Here is a 16,526-nt window from a genome sequence, read left to right as displayed (position 1 = left end):
ACCGACTTAGTACTGGCGTGTCGGCATGCGCTCTGTTACATTTCGCTGGTTTAATCCCAGCTTAAATTTAGCGCAGTTTTTAGCGTGTTTTTTATACTAAAATACGGCGGCCGACTGACGGTAAAAGCGTGCGGATAGGATAGAATTCTGGGCCTTTTCAGGCTCGTCGTTTGTTATTTATGTTTTATGAGGCTCTTATGCGCACCGCTGCAGTCATCTCTATGCTGTTGTTTGGCGTGTTAACCAGTGTTAATGCCAGTGCCAAGGATAATGAGCTAGTGTTTGCTAGCGATTTTGAGGGTAACCGCTTATCCCAACCTTGGTCTTGGATCATGGGCTGCCAATTTGAGGGCGCGGAGCCCCACAGTGGTGAGAGCGCATTGTTATGTGCCGAAGGCAATAGCAGTATCGTCAGTAAATTCCCTGTCTCCGAAGCGGGCCTGTTGGAGTTTTGGGTTAAGACCCAAAATATCCAAACCCAATATCGGATCAATGTACTCACATCGCCGGTATTAAAACTGGATGCCCAGTGGCAGCATGTGGCGCTAATCGATATTACTCCTGCGACTACCGAATATTTGGCCCACAGGGTGTCGATTGACGACCCGAGCCGCCAGTATATTCGCCTCGATATCGAAGCCATCAATGGCCCCATCAGTTTGGATGACTTAACCCTAGATAAAATTCGACTCGATATCGCGCTGCAAAAGAACGAGCAAAAAATCATTGGCGGCATTTTAGATAAGCTTAAAGAAGACAAAAACTACGAGGTTCAAGCCGAATCCTTTAGAACTTTGGGTAAAAACTACGCTGCCCAGCTCGAAAGCCAAAGACAGTACCTCGAATATTCCAATGCGATTTACTCGAGCATCACCTTTGTATTGGCGACTTCTGAACGTAATAAAATGTCTAACCCATTGGGTTATAACACCTTTAGGTCAGTCTTAACCGATGCTAAGCGGGTGGCATCGCCGATTCAACAGGCGCGTTTAGGCTCTATGGTCAAACCCTTTGGTGACTTAGCTACGGCTACCTTAAATGTGGTGAGTGCGGGCGCTTATTCGGCATTTGCCGAGCCCTTTAAATCTTTCCTCGCGGCCACTTTTGACCGCTCAAACTATGACAACAGCGACTTAAGCCGCAGTGATAAAAAGTTTGCCGAGGAAAACGGTCTTAAGATTTATCAGCAGGCCGAACGCTTTATGGCTGAAATCGAAAAAGAGTTGCAACAGGTGACGGCGCTCGATAACGATTTAGTCAATATGCAGAAGAACTTAGATACTTTCCGTAAGGATTTAGATAAGCATCTGCGCAGTTACCTGCAGCATGCCAGCATTGCCCGTACACCCGAAAACTACAGTAAGGTGATGAGCAAAGATGAGCAAACGCGGGCGCAAATTATGGCCGATGTGAATGCCAATATCAGCGCCAAGGCCGACGCCTTATTAGCCGCAAATAGCAATGCTGAGTTGGTGCAATACATGATTAAAACTACTGAAAAAATGGATGAGTTTCAGGAGTTTAAAGAGCGATTCAATCAAATTGCTTCGGCGATGTTAACCTTCTACGATCGCTTCGAGCGCTCGATTGCCGTCGAGCAAAATCCCTTCACCGACCCAAGCGATAGGGCGGTATGGGAACAACATGCCCAAAGTGCGCGCAACTATATTCGCCAATCGAAGGAAGCCTTTACTAAGGCCTTTATGTAGCGGATGCTTATCGCCAAGTGGTCGTAATGGTCTCAGTCACTTGGCTTTTTCGATTTTTCTTTGGGGTTATTAAGGATATAACAGGACGTCAGAAGCATATTCGGTTCGTTGGCAAGGATGATGAGTAAACCCTATACAAGCACTCGATTTGACACAGATACCGCCACCATGGCGGTTTTCGATCCCGCGGCATTAGCCCATCGCTGCGAAGATACGGCCGATTGGTGGTCTGTGCCGAGTGATGAAATTTCAGAAATCAATCAAGGTCATGTGCTATTCGTCGGACTCGGTGCCGATGGCAGTTATGAGGTCGAAATTTTCCGCAAGTTAGGTGAGGCAGGACTTCATGGGAAATATCTTTGTGCAAACTTAACCGTATTGTCTGGATGTTTGTATATAGGCGCTGCTGAGCAAGTGCCTGCGGGAAATTTAGGCCCTGAAACGACCTATGGAGGCGCGTTAATTTATGCCATGCGAGGCCATATTGAGGTGAGAGTTTACCGGCAGGCTCCCAACAAATTGGTCGTGGAATTTGAGTCAACCTCAGATGCTGTGCTGAATAAGTTTACTTCGAGTCCAACGCTTTAAGCGCAGACTTAATTGTTTCGTCTAAGGTTCTATCCAATAGAAAAGCCGCCTAACAAGGCGGCTTTTTTGTAGGTGTGTTGGGTCATTACTCCCATGGATATTCGCAGTCACTATAGACTGTGTTTACATTGAGGCATCGTCGGTTATTTTTTCTGCACATATTGCTGTAGCACAGCCAACATGGATGCGCCCGATAAGCCGATCATTAGGGCGCCATTTACCGCTTCGATTGGGCCTAATAATTTCCATTTTTCACTCATCACAATATCGCCATAGCCTAAGGTCGCGAAGTTGACCCCAGAATGATAAATCGCATCATGCAGGTTATTGAACTCGCCGAGAAAGAGAAACAAACTGCCCCAAGCGACGATTTGTAAAAGGTTACCCAGCATTACTATGCTGGTGATACCGAAGAGTCCTAATACTCCTGCGACTAAACTATCGTGGTCTAGTAGCCGTTTATTGTAGAAACGGATGCACCACATAGTGGCAAGAGATTGCAGTAACATATTGATTAATATGATAGGTAGGCCAACCACTAATGCTGATAACATTCTATTCTCCTACGGGGGCTTCTGAGGCTGGGCGGCCTGCTGGCCATTTCTGCTCCAGTGCGATAAAACACAACCAACCATAACCAGCGACCAATAAATAGAGGCTGCAACGCATGGCGGCCGCTAGCCATACATCTTTACCATTCGCGCTGTCGGCAATGGCGGGGCCAAATAAGATGAGGGCGGTGATCCAACTATTGCTCCAAAAGGAAGGGGGAAACCCCGTTGGCACTAATTGAATAAGCCGGCGAGTCAGCCACATGGTCATTAATCCTAGCATCAGCACTAACATCAATAACGAAGGCCAAATACTGAGTCCCATCCACAGGGCGAATGCCAACAAGGCGCCCATTAAGGTAGAAAGCACTAGCTCTCTGCCTGCTTGTTTGGCGTTTAGCAGAGTACTTTGCTGCGCTAACATCACTGTCTTCATCACGGCGGGAATATAAAACGCCGGATCGCTTAGCGCCAGCAGCCATACAGGGATCACTATGATGGTGGCGCGTAGGGCCAACCGCTTGGGATGCTCAGGGGGCAATAGGATAGGTTTTTCTGCTGCGGTCACGGGGGCTGGCGGGAACAAGGCATGGGCGATGCCATTCACTAACGTGCCAATCAATACCCCGATGGCGATGAGCTGTGCGATCGCCAGCGCCACGGCTTGCTCTATTAAGCCTGCAATCGGAATGAGGGTAATCGCCATCGTCAGCAACATGGCCAATACGCCTTTGCCTGTGACCGAAATAAGCATTAAAAAGTACAGCAGTAATGCGACTAACAGCACCGCGGCTAAGGTGTAATAACTCAATAAGGGGACTAATAAGACGCCCGCAGTCATGATAAGCGACAAGAGTACACCGCCAATAAGGCCTTTTTTTAAGCTGAGCGCTTCGCCGGGCATGCATAGGATGACCCATGCCATAATGCAGCCCAGGTGGGGCATGGGCAGGGCTAGACCAAAACACACAAACGCCGCTAATGAGATGCCAAGGCTAATTCTGAGTACTGTACTGTCTGCGTGATGCATATCAGGCCTCAATACAGGTAGGAGAAGAGGCTCATTACCCGAATATACAGCGCACCGAGCGGGTTCATCAGGCCATGTTCTTCGGTATAAACCAAGATGTCGGCTTGGCCTCCCACACGCAGGTTAGCTGCAGGTGGCATATCGTCCGCTGAGAACGACACTTTAACGGGGAAGCGTTGTGCTTGGCGCAGCCAATCGCGGCTATTACTGACAGTCGGCAGTGAACCGACGGCCTGCTTTTTACCATCATCCACACCATAGCCAATACTGCGTATTTGGCCGCTAAACAGTTGTCCAGGCATGCTGTCGAGCAGGATAGAGACTCTGTTCCCCACTTTAATATTGCCGAGATTGTTTTCGGTCAGATCCGCCGAAATCCACACATCGTGGATAGCTATCAGGGTCATTGCGGGGGCGCCCGCGTTGATAAACTGCCCTACATCGGTGTTTAAGTCAGTGATCACTCCACGGCTTGGGGCGACGACATGGGTATTTTGTCTATCGCGATCGGCTTTATTCACCGCCGAACGAGCACTTAATAGTTGTGAGTTGTTTTCACCATTCACTCCTGCGGCCTCAATGGCGCGCCTAACATCGGCTTCGGCGGCTGTGACTTGGCTGCTGGCAGTTTCTCGCGATGCTTGTGCGATTTCGAGTCGGCGTACTGAAATAGCCCCCGGGTCTTGGCGATAGAGGCGTTCTTGTCGCTCGGCATCTTTCACTGAATTATTGTAAGACGCGCGCATGGCTTGTAATTTCGCTTCCGCCGCCTTAACGCCTTCGTTATTGGCTTTAACGCTATTTAGTACTGTTTCATAGTCCGACTTGGCTTTGGCAAGGGCAATATCATAGGGCTCAGGATCGATATCGAATAAGGGATCACCCTCGGCGACATCTTGATTATCCTGCACATAGACTTTCAAAATCTGCCCCGTGACTTCGGTGGCAATCGGCACCACAAAGGCTTGGACCCTTGCTTGTGAGCTATAGGGGGTCATTCTGTCGGCCAAAAGGTACCAAAGCAGTAATATTACTATGAGTGCCAGAAGGCCAAGGGTGGCATATTTACTCGCCTTTCCCGGAGTCGCGGTACTGTCAGTCATTCACAATTCCCTTTTGAATAGTCGATGTAGGCTGGGCATTAGGTTGAGAACCCGCTTGGGGCTGATTTGCATCGAACCGTGGGTTATCGAGATAGGGCACCCATTCATCACGCGTGCGAAGTTTTTGATCAACAGCGGGAGTCACTAACGGACGCTGCCGCCCTAGTTCCCATCCACCACCAAGTGCTTTGTAGAGGGTGATGAGATTGCCAATATGGGCGCCGCGACTGTTAACGAGCCGTTCCTGTTGGCTAAAGAGGGCGCGCTGCGAATCGAGTACACGTTGAAAATCCGCCATTCCTTCACGGTATTGGGTGTTAGCAATTTCGAGTGAACGACTCGCCGCTTCACCTGTTTGTGTCAGTAAGGTAATTTCGGTTGCGCTGTTGGCATAAGCGATGGCGGCATCATCGACTTCCCGCGCGGCCTTAAAAACGGTTTCACGGTAGCGTTCGTGTAACTGCTCAAAGCGCGCATCTTCCACTAAGATTTGGTTGGTTAATCTCCCGCTGTCGAGGATATTCCAACTAATGGATGGCCCAGCCCCCCAAGAGAAAATGCTATGGCCGCTGCCCGTTGCACTTATCCCAAGCGTGCCAGCTAAGGTGATGGATGGATACAGATCGCTCTCGGCAATGCCAATCAGCCCCGATTGGGCGGCAAGTTGACGCTCGGCGGTTCTGACATCGGGGCGGCGACGTAATAAATCGGCTGGCATTTCAGCAACTAAGGCCAATTTCCCCTGGGGGAGTACGCCCGTATTGCTCGCCATTTCGGGTAATGCCCCAGGCGCCCTTGCCAGCAGGGTGCTGAGTGCATTTTGGCTTTGGCGCAGGTTCGTTTCTAGCTGAGGGATGGTCGAGAGCGTACTGAGATACTGCGTCTTGGCCTGCTGCACATCCAGCTCGGCGGTATTACCGCTGTGAAACTGGTGCTGAGTGATTTCTAAGCTGCGCTTTTGGATCTGCGCATTCTCATGGGCAATTTGCAGCCGCGCCTCTAAGGTGCGAATGCTCACGTACAGCTGTGCCACTTGCGCAATCATCAACACTTGCACATCGTCATATTGGGCGATAGTGGCAAAGTAGTTGGCATCGGCAGACTCGATACTGCGTTGAAACTTGCCCCAAAAATCCAGTTCCCAGCCCAGATTAAATGCCGCGCCATAACTGCTGCCTGAGGTGCTGTTACCGCTTTGGGTTTGGCCTGCGCCCAGCCATTGGGCTGTGGCTTGGGTTAACTGGGGATTTTTAAGGCTTTCAGCGATACCCAACTGGGCTTGCGCTTCGAGAATGCGCAGCCCTGCGATCCGCACATCGGGATTTTTCTGCAAGGCCTCGTCAATCAAGCTGCTTAGCACTGGGTCGTTCAGTTGCGACCACCATTGATGATAATCGCTGGCCGCTGTCGCACCGCTAAAGAGGCGTGAGCTCGCGCTCTGCCAGCTTTGGACTTCTGGCACATCGGGCCGTTGATAATCAGGACCGAGCACAGTACAACCGCTGAGCAGAGCACATACCCCGCCTAACACGAGGCGGGGAACAAAGTGATCAATTGTCATCTTGCTCTCTCAATCCCTCTTCGAGACCTTCATCTACCCACATCATAAAGATGCGGTAGCCGATAGACAGTAGCGTGGCGCCAATAAACATCCCTAAAATACCGCTGGTGGCCATGCCGCCTAAGGCGCCGATGAGCACCACTGGCATGGGAGCATCGACCCCACGGCCGAGGAAAATAGGCTTGAGTACGTTGTCCACCGCACCCGCAAGGATCAGCAACACGGTATAAATGATACTGCCGACTGTGCCGTTATCGCCCGCCATCCAGATATAAGCAATCGCTGGAAGCGTCACTAATAGCGCGGGGATTTGGGCAATCCCTAATATCAAGACCAAGATAAAGAAGATACCCACCAAGGGGATACCCGCGAAGGTCATCACAATGCCGATTAACAAGGCTTGAATGAAGGCCACACCAATAACGCCTAAGGCGACGGCACGAATGGTTGAAGAGCAGATATTGACCAGTTTGGCGCCGCGCTCAGGACCTGCAATCCGAGTGGCAATCCGAGCCGAACTTTGTGCACCGGCGTGGCCATAGGCCATCATTATGCCTGCGATGATGAAGGAAAACATACTCATCAACAGACTGGCACTGATGCTGGCTAACGTATGAATGACTTGCTTGGCAGCATCCCCTAAGTGCGGTTGTAAGCTTTTGACTAACGAGGGTAAATCGGTCGATGCTTTCAGCCAAAAGTCATAAATCTTAGCGCCAACAAAGGGAATATTGGCAATGCTTTCCTTTGGAGTAGGGACTTCAAGGGTGTTTTGATTCACGCGCTCAACCAAGCTACCCATATTATCGGTCATGGAGCTAACCATCATAATGGTCGGTAAAACTAATATCATTAACCCTATAACAATCAGCAAAGTAGCGGCTCGACCTTGCTTATCACTCAGCCGTTTAGCGATACGCTGGTGAAAGGGATAAATGACCACGGCTAAAATCACTGCCCAGAGCATGATATTTAAAAACGGGGAGAAGATGGTGTAGCAGAAGGACGCTAGCGCGAGGAGCATGCCAAACTTGATAAACATGTCCATAAATTTAGTGACGATTCGATTTTCAACCGCGATTAGTTCGTTGTTTTCCATTCCGTTGTTACCTCAACGAGTTATAAACCTATAACTTGAATCATCTGTATTGCTACAGAACGGCAGATCCCTGATGTTACTGTGTTGGTGAAGACGATTTAGTACTTTATAGCGGCCCGCTAACCGTAACGCTATTCAAGGTGGCAGACTGATAAATCCCCTGTATTTAGTAGAGTGAGCCCTCATTCCAGCTCTCGATATTTTGGTAAGTTACATATTAGTTCATGTTTGTGAATTATTTGGTAAATTTCACCATTAAAGTGTGATGACCATCTAATAAAACGTCCTGTTAGTCAGCAGGTTGGCAAGTCAGTTATAGATTATTGATTGCTCATTTACGCTGCGAATGTATACAACATCTTGAGGCCAATATAGCCGTGATTGCCTCGCTGAGTGATAGATACCAGCGGAAAATACCTACTTAAGAATGTTAAGAGTACTGAGATGAGTTATCTAAAATAATAATGACTGAATAAGTTTTGAGACTTGAGTCGTTTTAATTTAAGCAGAGTTTTAAATCTTTATCTAAGCGATCTATTTTTTCGCTCATGCCCCAAAACTAGTAAGTTTGTCGTCAGGTGTGCAGGATGAATTGTCATTGTTTCCCCAGTGACACGCCGCCCTTTTATTTTACAAGAAGTATCCCTATAGGCTCGACGGCGGCATTTGCAATACATGGAAGTGTAAATGCCGCGTTCACATGGCCGATGATGTTCCCAACATCATAGTGGCATTTCCCATATCCCTATGGGTCAGATGTGAAAGAGCGGCCATGCCGCCAACGGTCACTGTTGCAACAATGCCAATCTTAACGACCATTGAACTGTTCATTGGCTAAAAGCTTTTTGCCCCAAAGCTTGTTAGCACACGTTCGCTCTGGACTTTACGAACGAGTTACCTTACAAAATCTCATCTATTAGCCCTTCACTTTAGTGCTTCTCTATAACAGCCCAATTATACAGTCATATTGTATTACGCTAGTTTTTGAGGGTTTTGAGAGCAACATCCGTACGTGTTTTTTCGGATGGTGTATTTGTAAAAAATCTGATAACTTCTTTACATACAGATAGTTAACTGTACGCGTTTTTACTGCTCTAACGTTATAAACGCGCATGCGCAAGAATAAAATGTTATAAGTTATTAATAATTAGGAGTATCCATGAATCAATTAGAGTTAAAGGAACTTTATCTTGGTCAGAATGATGGTAAAAAAGAAGCAATATACAAAGATAATTTTGAGGAGTTTTTCATAAACGAAAATGGGATTTTTGACCAGATCCAAAGGAAAGAAAAATTTCTTGTTTTGGGAAGAAAAGGATCTGGGAAAACATTTTTGGCCCATTACATGAAAAAAGTTTCAAGCAAGAATAAAAGCTGGAATTGTGAAATTAGATCATATAAAGATTTTAAGTTTCAAGAGTTAGTTAATTTAAAAACAGAGGATGTAAAGCCGAATGAGTACTATGAAATTTGGCGATGGATGCTCCTTTTAGATTTATCTCGTTCAATTCTAAAAGATTCTAATATGAAAGAAAATGAGCATAGAGATAAGATTGAAAGCTTTTTTGAAGAAAACTATAAATCTATTGATATAGATAGTAAAAGAATAATAGAGATAACAAAAGCTAATAAAATTAGAGGGAGTGTTTTTAGATCATTCATTGAATCGAATTTCGGTGACAAGATTGAAACTGGAAGTTATTTAGACTACATAGAAGCTTTAGAGTATTCTGTTGTGCAAGCATTGAAGTTTAGTGACACAGTTCATAATATACTCTATGATGAATTGGATGATAGATTTAGGAATGATGACTATTATAAAAATTCAATTCTTAGTTTGATAAAATCCGCTGATAACCTTAACCTAAAGCTTATAGAGAATGGAATAGATGCTAAATCTATAGTGCTTTTAAGAACAGATATATTTTCTATTCTTAATGACCCTGATTTGAATAAAATTAAGCGTATTAACACAATCACAATTGAGTGGGATGCTAAAATTAGCAAATCTTCTCCTTTGATAAAGATGATAATAACTAAAGCAAAAAAATCAAGTGCTTTACTTAGTTTTGCATCAGATCATGCAGTATTCGATATATTATTTCCTGACAATGTCAACAATATCCCTACAGAAAAATTTTTATTGGAAAGGACTTTCTTTAGGCCTAGGGATATAATCACATTTTTAAACTCTATAATCGAGAAATATCCATCCCATAGCTCTTTTAAGTTTCAGACTCTTGCCAATGCTAGGGCTGAGTATTCTGAATATTTGCTTGATGAAGTTAGAAATGAAATGTCAGGTCATATGCCAGATGTTGAAATAGAAGAGTCACTGAAGTTATTAAAGAATTTTAATCGGCATTATTTTTATTTTAAAGATATAGTTAAGTATTATGAAGATAATGTTTTTCATTATAAAAACATAAAGATTGAACAGTCATTAATACATCTATATAAATTTAGTGTATTGGGCAACGTATGGAAAAATAATGATAGAGGTGGTAAGACATATCAATCATGGGCACATCGTGAAAATAACTCTGACTTAGATTTTAGTAAACGTATGGTAGTACATATTGGTTTACGAGAGGCATTATCGATGTAATAACTTATAACTAACGCCTCAAGAGGGACTGTCAACGCATGGCGTTTCCAGTCCCAATGAGTCGCAGTGATAACGACTGTTGTGTTTGAGTTTAGTGGTAACGCGTTGCCAGCCCCTTAGGCGGGCGTTATCTCCATAGAAATTTGAATCCGAAAGAGCAAAGGGGCTATCACGTTTATGTCCCAAAGCATGCTGTGTATTTCTTTAAAACTTACAGGTTACACTGATACCAAATAGGTGAACCATGGTGATTAGCGAGACGACCGTCCGCCCCATGGACGGGGCGGTCGAGCATCCACGGATGGACTTGCTGCGTGTCGGTGAGTGAACACCATGGCAAGCCTGAGTTAGCGCATTAAATCCAACGCATTTTTGTCCCAAATCGTGCATCCCAATAAAAAGCCGCCTATTAAGGCGGCTTTTTATGGTTTAGCGCGCTAGCAATTAAACCAGATACACATTTAAGCTGCAGGCACCGTGGGCGCCGACGACTAAGGCTTGTTCGATATCGGCGGTTTTTGAGGGACCTGCGATAAACACACCAAACTCACCCGCATCTAAGGTAATGTCCTTCGCGGCTTGATGCATGTTGGGCACAATTTTTGTGGTTGGTAGCGCTAAGATCAGGTTTTCACAGATAAAAGGCGTGACTCTGTGGCCTAAATTCTTATTGTTCACCCAAATGGCGCCATTTTCGGCAACGCCTACATCCCCAGGAATTACCGCATAATCGATATCCCTAAGCTCGTGTGCCGTTGGAGGTACTTCACGATTTGCCGTGACGCCTTCAACCAATGAGATAACCTGTAAGCCTTGGGCGACAAGCTCATCCACTTTGGCTTGCAGTGCCGCTAGGCCGCCTTCACGGTGCAGTGTGCCCGCCACGGTTTTAAGATTGGTTTCAAACTGACCTACCAGATCTTCAACCCGCGGGGCGACATCGATGCTTGGCATAGGGTGGTTTGTTAAAGCCGACAGTTTGAGCGCATTGAGAATTTCGTGCTTACTAGACATCTTATAGGCTCCTGTGTTTCTTAAACCAAGCTTCGAAGCTGGAGTTGGGGGCAACGGGCAGTTCACGGTATTTACCCCAGGCACCGCTAAAGGGCTTGAGCAGACTGCCGGGCAGAATGCGCAGTGCAGTACGGGCCGCGCCCATTGAGCAATTGAGCAGGGTCGTGCTTGCCATAAATTTGCCCACTAGTGGCATATAACCGTTTTTGCCGTAGGGGAGTTGTCCAGCTTCGGCTTTAAGGCGTCTGTGGTGGAAAATAATCTTATCGAGCGGCACCTTAGTCGGGCAAACATAGGTACAGCTGCCACACAGGGTACAAGCCCAAGCGATGGAGTTAGTGTCATCATGCTTGGCACCCACGGCAATCCCAATCGGGCCGGGAATGGTGTAGTTGTAACTGTAACCACCGGAGCGGCGATACACAGGGCAAGTATTTAAACAGCCACCGCAGCGAATACATTTCAATGATTCGGCAAGGATTTTATCCTTGAGCATTTCAGTACGGCCGTTATCGACGATGATCACATGCATCTCACCATCGACCTGTGGACCACGGTAGAAGGCGCTATAGGTGGTGACGGGTTGACCGGTCGCGTTACGCGCTAGGGTGCGCAGTAGCACGGCGGCGCTGTCGATATCGGGGACAATTTTGTCGATACCCATTGAATGCAACTGTAACTTGGGCAGGTTAGCGCCCATGTCGGCGTTACCTTCGTTGGTACAAACGACCACGGCGCCCTTATCGGCAATCGCCATGTTTACCCCTGTCATGGCTGCATCGGCGCTGAGGAATTGCTCACGTAAATGGGCACGGGCGGCGCGGGTCAAATATAGCGGATCGGACTCGCCAGCCTTAGTGCCTAATTTGTCATGAAACAGATCGCCCACTTCTTCTTTCTTCATGTGGATGGCGGGCACCACAATGTGCGAAGGCGGCATTTTTGCCAGCTGAATAATCCGCTCGCCCAAGTCGGTATCGATGACTTCAATCCCGCGTTGCTCTAAGTAAGGATTGAGGTGACATTCCTCGGTGAGCATGGACTTAGACTTAACTAACTTCTTCACTTTATGGCTAGATAAGATGTCGTGCACGATACGGTTGTGCTCGGCGCCATCCTTTGCCCAGTGGACTTTGATACCATTGGCAAGGCAATTTTGCTCAAAGGTTTCAAGATATTGTGCAAGGTTGGTTAAGGTATGCAGTTTGATTTCGGAGCCTAACTGACGCAGTTGTTCCCACTCGGGTAAGCTGCCTGCGGCGCGGTCACGTTTTTCCCGCAGCACCCAAAGGGCCTTTGAGTGCCAGTCAACACGGGTTTCATCACGGCAGAAAATATCGGCCTTGTGGGCGTGAACCTGTGAACCCGTTGCCTCGTGATTATGTTGATATGCCATAGTGGGTCTCCTAGAGCGCGGCGTTAAGCACTTGCGCTATGTGGCGAATTTCAATTGGCAATTGTTGTCTGCGGATCATGCCATCGAGGTGTAATAGGCATGAAGGGTCGAAGCCAACCACATATTGCGCGCCTGTTGCCGCGTGGGCTTGGGCCTTGTCTTTACCCATCTTGGCGGATACGGCGCCTTCATCAACGGCAAAAGTACCACCAAAGCCACAGCATTCGTCGCGACGGTCTGGATAGACAATGTCGATTCCGGCGATATTGGCGAGCACGGCTTCTACCTTGTTGAATCGTGGACCCATTTGCTCGCTCGGTGTGGCAAGACTCAACATACGAATGCCGTGACAGCTCAGTTGCAGACTGATCTTATGGGCAAAAGGCTTGTTGAACGCTGGGATTGGGGCGACATCGTGGAGGAACTCGGTCAGCTCATAGAGTTTGTCGATAACGGCTTGGGCTTCTGGGCTGTTGTCAAACTCGTGGAAGTTTTCTTTGGCGGCCACTAAACAAGAGGCGGCAGGGCAAACAATGGCATCACATTCCACACCCTTGAAAGCATTAAGTAATTTCAAGGTAGTACTGCGTGCTGCATCGAAGCAACCCGAGTTGGTCATAGGTTGGCCACAGCAAGTTTGGCCTGCGGGTAGAATCACTTGGTGTCCGAGCTTTTCCAGTAATTCCAGGGTGGCAATCGCCACATCTGGCATCATTTGGTTAACGAGACACGGGATGAAAAGAGCGATTTTCATTGTGTTTTTCTCTTTCTTGTTAGTGAACGACATTGCCTTGCATTGTGACCCCAAAGTCCACACAAATGCTAAGGTAGTTGATCAAATATAGGCTTATCTTAAGTAAATAAGTAGCGCTAATTTAGTAAATGACCTTGTTGATTTTTGCAAAAATGAGAATATTTTAATCTGTTGAATTTAAACTGTTTATATTGGTTTTTATTTTGTGATTTATCTCCTGTTTTTAGTGTTTTGCTCGATAAATGAGAATAGTTTTCTTCTAAAGAAAAACGGGGCTAACCCTAGCCCCGTTTATTCAGTGTTTTAGCGGCTGCACTCTTCGAGCAGATACGCTAAGTGGCGGTAGGAAATGCCACTGTGCTGCGTTAGGCCGACCTCACACATACGGTTGGCGTAATAGCCTTCCTTAATCTCGACAGGTATGAGCTTTTTAATATTACGCAGGGCGCTGGCGTTGATTTCTGGCTTATACAGGCCTTTTTCACCGGCGTAACCACAGCAGTCAATGCCCGCAGGTTTGTGTACTTGGCTCGAACAAGCATCGGCAATGGCTTGCATCTTAGGCTCTAACTTCATCTTGCGAGCACTACAACCTAAGTGCAGCGCCACATTGACCTTTTTGTTGATGCTCAGCTTATCCAGCAGCTTGTCGTGCATAAACTCAACCAAGTCGGTGATTTGCACCTGAGGGTTACCCGTGAGGGTACGATAGGTACAAGACAGCGCATCGACTAATACCGGGATTTTGCCGCCATTACTCATCTGGCTGACCACATCGATAAGCTCTTGGCGTTTGGCGTCGGCGTTTTTAAAGTCGCCCTTAGATTCCCACATCTGGCCGCAGCATAAATCGCGGGTCTTCTCAGGGGTAATGACGTTATAGCCCGCACGTTCAAGCAGGGTCACAACCACCTCGGGTAAGGTACGATTATCGGGATCCTTAGGTGTTGGTCCAAAGGTGCGACCACCACAGGCAGGGAAGTAAACCACGGTTTCTTGGCCTGCTTTGGCGGGCGACGGTTTAGGCAGTTTGCCGCCTTTGGGGAAATCAGGATTCCAATAGGGCACTTCTTTAGAGAGTAAGCGGCCGGTTTTCATCAGCGCGTTGGTGATACCATCGCCGGTGATTTTATGGATAACGCCAAGCACATCAAAGCCCGTACTGATCACTTGGTTGACGGCGCCGAAGTGTTTGGCTTGGAAATCCAACACTTTTTGCTCAGTGGTGCTGATATAGGGCGTGCGCAGCTTACGCACTAACTGACCCATGCTGTTGTCGACAGGGCAGGCGATAGTACAGAGCTGACAAGCCGCGCAGGTATCGATCACATCATACTTGGCATCGGCACGCATTTTCTCGGCGGCGGCTTTATCGCCAGATTGCTCTAAGCGCTCGATTTCACGCAGGGTGGCGATACGTTGACGTGGCGAGAAGTTGAGCGCCGAAGTCGGGCAGGTTTTTTCGCAGAAACCACACTCGATACACTTATCGACAAAATCATCGACCACAGGGCATGGCTTGATGTTTTTCACGTGCACAGTGCTGTCGTCGTTTAAGATCACGCCGGGGTTGAGCAGGCCTTCTGGGTCGAAGATTTGCTTGATGCGTTTCATCAGAGTGTAAGCATCTGCGCCCCATTCCATTTCCACGAAAGGTGCAACGGCGCGGCCAGTGCCGTGCTCGGCCTTCATCGAACCATCGTATTTATGGATCACCATCTCGGCCACGTCCTGCATAAAGCCTTGGAAGCGCTCGATATCGGCTTGGGAGGCGAAGGTTGGGGTGATAATAAAGTGGAAGTTCCCCGCCAGTGCATGGCCGTAAATCACGCCTTCGGGATAACCGTGCTTATGGAATAGCTCGGTTAAATCGGCGGCTGCAGCGGCTAAATGTTCTACGTTAAAGGCCACGTCTTCGATAATGACTGAGCTGCCCTTTGGTCGTTCGCCGCCAATAATGGGGAACAGGCCTGAGCGCATTGCCCAGTATTTGCTGTACACGTTGGCGTCGCTACTGAAGCTAATCGGACGCTCGGTTTTGATGTGCGCCAGTTTGGCAATCACATCTTGGGTATAGCTTTCTAAGGTTTGGGCATCGTTTGCGCGGGATTCAATCAATAGGATTGCCGCGCCTTCTGGTAGCTCATTGAGCCAGTCTGGCATGCCTTTTTTACCGGTCACGGCCTTGATCGATGCCCAGTCGAGTAATTCGGCGGCGGCAACGCTATCGCCAATAATCGGCGGAATGGCACTCGCCGCATCCACCATGTTGAAGAATACCGCCATCGCCGAGGCTTTAAATTTAGCCTCATCGACCGTGTGGTAAGTGACTTCTTCAACGAAGGCTAAGGTGCCTTCGGCGCCGACGATCAAGTGGTTAATCAAATCGAACGGATCTTCAAAATCCACTAGGGCATTGATGCTATAACCCGTAGTGTTTTTGATGGAGTATTTTTTGCGAATGCGCTGCGCGAGCACTTCATTGCTGCGGGTCAACTTAGCGAGTGAAGCCAGTGAATCGAGCAGTTCGCCGTGGCTTTGGGTAAAGGCGGCCTTAGACTTATCACAACCCGTGTTGAGCTCAGTGCCATCGGCAAATAATAGCTTGGCGGAGGCGATAGTCTGGTAACTGTTTTGCGCCGTACCACAGCACATGCCCGAGGCGTTGTTAGACACAATACCGCCGACCATGGCCGAGGCCAGTGTTGCCGGATCGGGACCGATTTTTTTATTGAGTGGCTTAAGTGCGGCGTTGGCGTCGGCACCGATAACGGCGGCGCCTAAGGTGATCTTATTGCTGTCGGGGCTGATGTCTATGGTTCTAAAACCATCGTGGCCCAAGATCAATAAAATCCCTTCACCAATGGCTTGGCCCGATAAACTGGTGCCTGCTGCGCGGAAAGTCACAGGCACTTTATGGGCGCGGGCGATGGCTAAGGTTTGTTTGGCTTGTTCTAGGGTGTCTGCGTGAACGACGATTTCTGGCACGATACGGAAATAACTGGCATCCGTCGACCAAGCAAAGCGGCGCACAGGGTCATTTGAGACGGCTGATTCACCGAGTTGTTGAATTAGTTCTTTATAAACAGCGTCATAATTAATAGACATAAGTT

Annotated in this window: 13 protein-coding genes; 3 read left to right on the top strand and 10 right to left on the bottom strand. The window is 47.7% G+C overall.

The window, feature by feature from the left end:
- Window positions 1-197 precede the first annotated feature (197 nt).
- Both K0H59_RS14710 and K0H59_RS14705 read left to right on the top strand, forming a co-directional pair.
- Window positions 198-1,709: a hypothetical protein gene (locus K0H59_RS14710; protein WP_220053544.1), complete on the top strand. Its 1,512-nt coding sequence runs from the start codon at window positions 198-200 to the stop codon at window positions 1,707-1,709.
- Window positions 1,710-1,829: 120 nt separating this feature from the next.
- Window positions 1,830-2,297 carry a DUF6386 family protein gene (locus tag K0H59_RS14705; RefSeq protein WP_258405849.1) on the top strand — a complete coding sequence of 156 codons (468 nt, stop codon included), beginning with the start codon at window positions 1,830-1,832 and terminating at the stop codon, window positions 2,295-2,297.
- Between the two features lie 143 nt (window positions 2,298-2,440).
- On the opposite strand, the gene K0H59_RS14700 is transcribed toward K0H59_RS14705, so the two are convergent.
- The 6 genes from K0H59_RS14700 to K0H59_RS21290 all read right to left on the bottom strand — a co-directional run bounded on the left by K0H59_RS14700 (window position 2,441) and on the right by K0H59_RS21290 (window position 8,472).
- Window positions 2,441-2,851, bottom strand: a complete 411-nt coding sequence (locus tag K0H59_RS14700) for an ion channel (protein ID WP_220053542.1) — start codon at window positions 2,849-2,851, stop codon at window positions 2,441-2,443.
- A gap of 1 nt (window position 2,852) precedes the next feature.
- Entirely contained in the window at window positions 2,853-3,878 is a 1,026-nt protein-coding gene (locus tag K0H59_RS14695; RefSeq protein WP_041412701.1) for a DUF2955 domain-containing protein, read from the bottom strand.
- A gap of 8 nt (window positions 3,879-3,886) precedes the next feature.
- Window positions 3,887-4,981, bottom strand: coding sequence for an HlyD family secretion protein (locus K0H59_RS14690; RefSeq protein WP_220053541.1), 1,095 nt, complete (start codon window positions 4,979-4,981; stop codon window positions 3,887-3,889).
- On the bottom strand, window positions 4,974-6,542 hold the full coding sequence (locus K0H59_RS14685; protein ID WP_220053540.1) for an efflux transporter outer membrane subunit: 1,569 nt from the start codon (window positions 6,540-6,542) through the stop codon (window positions 4,974-4,976). Before K0H59_RS14685 ends, K0H59_RS14690 begins: the two co-directional genes overlap by 8 nt.
- Window positions 6,532-7,641: an AI-2E family transporter gene (locus tag K0H59_RS14680; RefSeq protein WP_220053539.1), complete on the bottom strand. Its 1,110-nt coding sequence runs from the start codon at window positions 7,639-7,641 to the stop codon at window positions 6,532-6,534. Before K0H59_RS14680 ends, K0H59_RS14685 begins: the two co-directional genes overlap by 11 nt.
- 696 nt (window positions 7,642-8,337) lie before the next feature.
- Window positions 8,338-8,472 (bottom strand): hypothetical protein, encoded by a 135-nt coding sequence (locus K0H59_RS21290; protein WP_258405848.1) that lies wholly within the window; start codon window positions 8,470-8,472, stop codon window positions 8,338-8,340.
- 328 nt (window positions 8,473-8,800) lie between these two features.
- Between K0H59_RS21290 and K0H59_RS14675 the strand changes: the two genes are divergently transcribed.
- Complete coding sequence (locus tag K0H59_RS14675) at window positions 8,801-10,249, top strand: P-loop ATPase, Sll1717 family (RefSeq protein ID WP_220053538.1); 1,449 nt, start codon at window positions 8,801-8,803, stop codon at window positions 10,247-10,249.
- Window positions 10,250-10,693: 444 nt separating this feature from the next.
- On the opposite strand, the gene K0H59_RS14670 is transcribed toward K0H59_RS14675, so the two are convergent.
- The 4 genes from K0H59_RS14670 to K0H59_RS14655 all read right to left on the bottom strand — a co-directional run bounded on the left by K0H59_RS14670 (window position 10,694) and on the right by K0H59_RS14655 (window position 16,521).
- A complete protein-coding gene (locus K0H59_RS14670; protein WP_220053537.1) occupies window positions 10,694-11,263 on the bottom strand; it encodes an LUD domain-containing protein in 570 nt (189 codons plus the stop codon).
- A gap of 1 nt (window position 11,264) precedes the next feature.
- Window positions 11,265-12,659 (bottom strand): lactate utilization protein B, encoded by a 1,395-nt coding sequence (locus K0H59_RS14665; protein WP_220053536.1) that lies wholly within the window; start codon window positions 12,657-12,659, stop codon window positions 11,265-11,267.
- A gap of 10 nt (window positions 12,660-12,669) precedes the next feature.
- The gene (locus K0H59_RS14660; protein ID WP_011626788.1) at window positions 12,670-13,413 is read right to left on the bottom strand and encodes a (Fe-S)-binding protein; all 744 of its coding nucleotides are present in this window, start codon (window positions 13,411-13,413) and stop codon (window positions 12,670-12,672) included.
- A 303-nt stretch (window positions 13,414-13,716) separates the two neighbouring features.
- Window positions 13,717-16,521 (bottom strand): FAD-binding and (Fe-S)-binding domain-containing protein, encoded by a 2,805-nt coding sequence (locus tag K0H59_RS14655; RefSeq protein ID WP_220053535.1) that lies wholly within the window; start codon window positions 16,519-16,521, stop codon window positions 13,717-13,719.
- Window positions 16,522-16,526: the final 5 nt, after the last annotated feature.

This window comes from Shewanella sp. FJAT-51649 (genome assembly GCF_019457435.1).
GTDB classification, from domain to species: domain Bacteria; phylum Pseudomonadota; class Gammaproteobacteria; order Enterobacterales; family Shewanellaceae; genus Shewanella; species Shewanella mangrovisoli.
The sequence above is the reverse complement of the archived record's forward strand: the minus strand, read 5'-3'. Positions and strand labels throughout refer to the sequence as shown.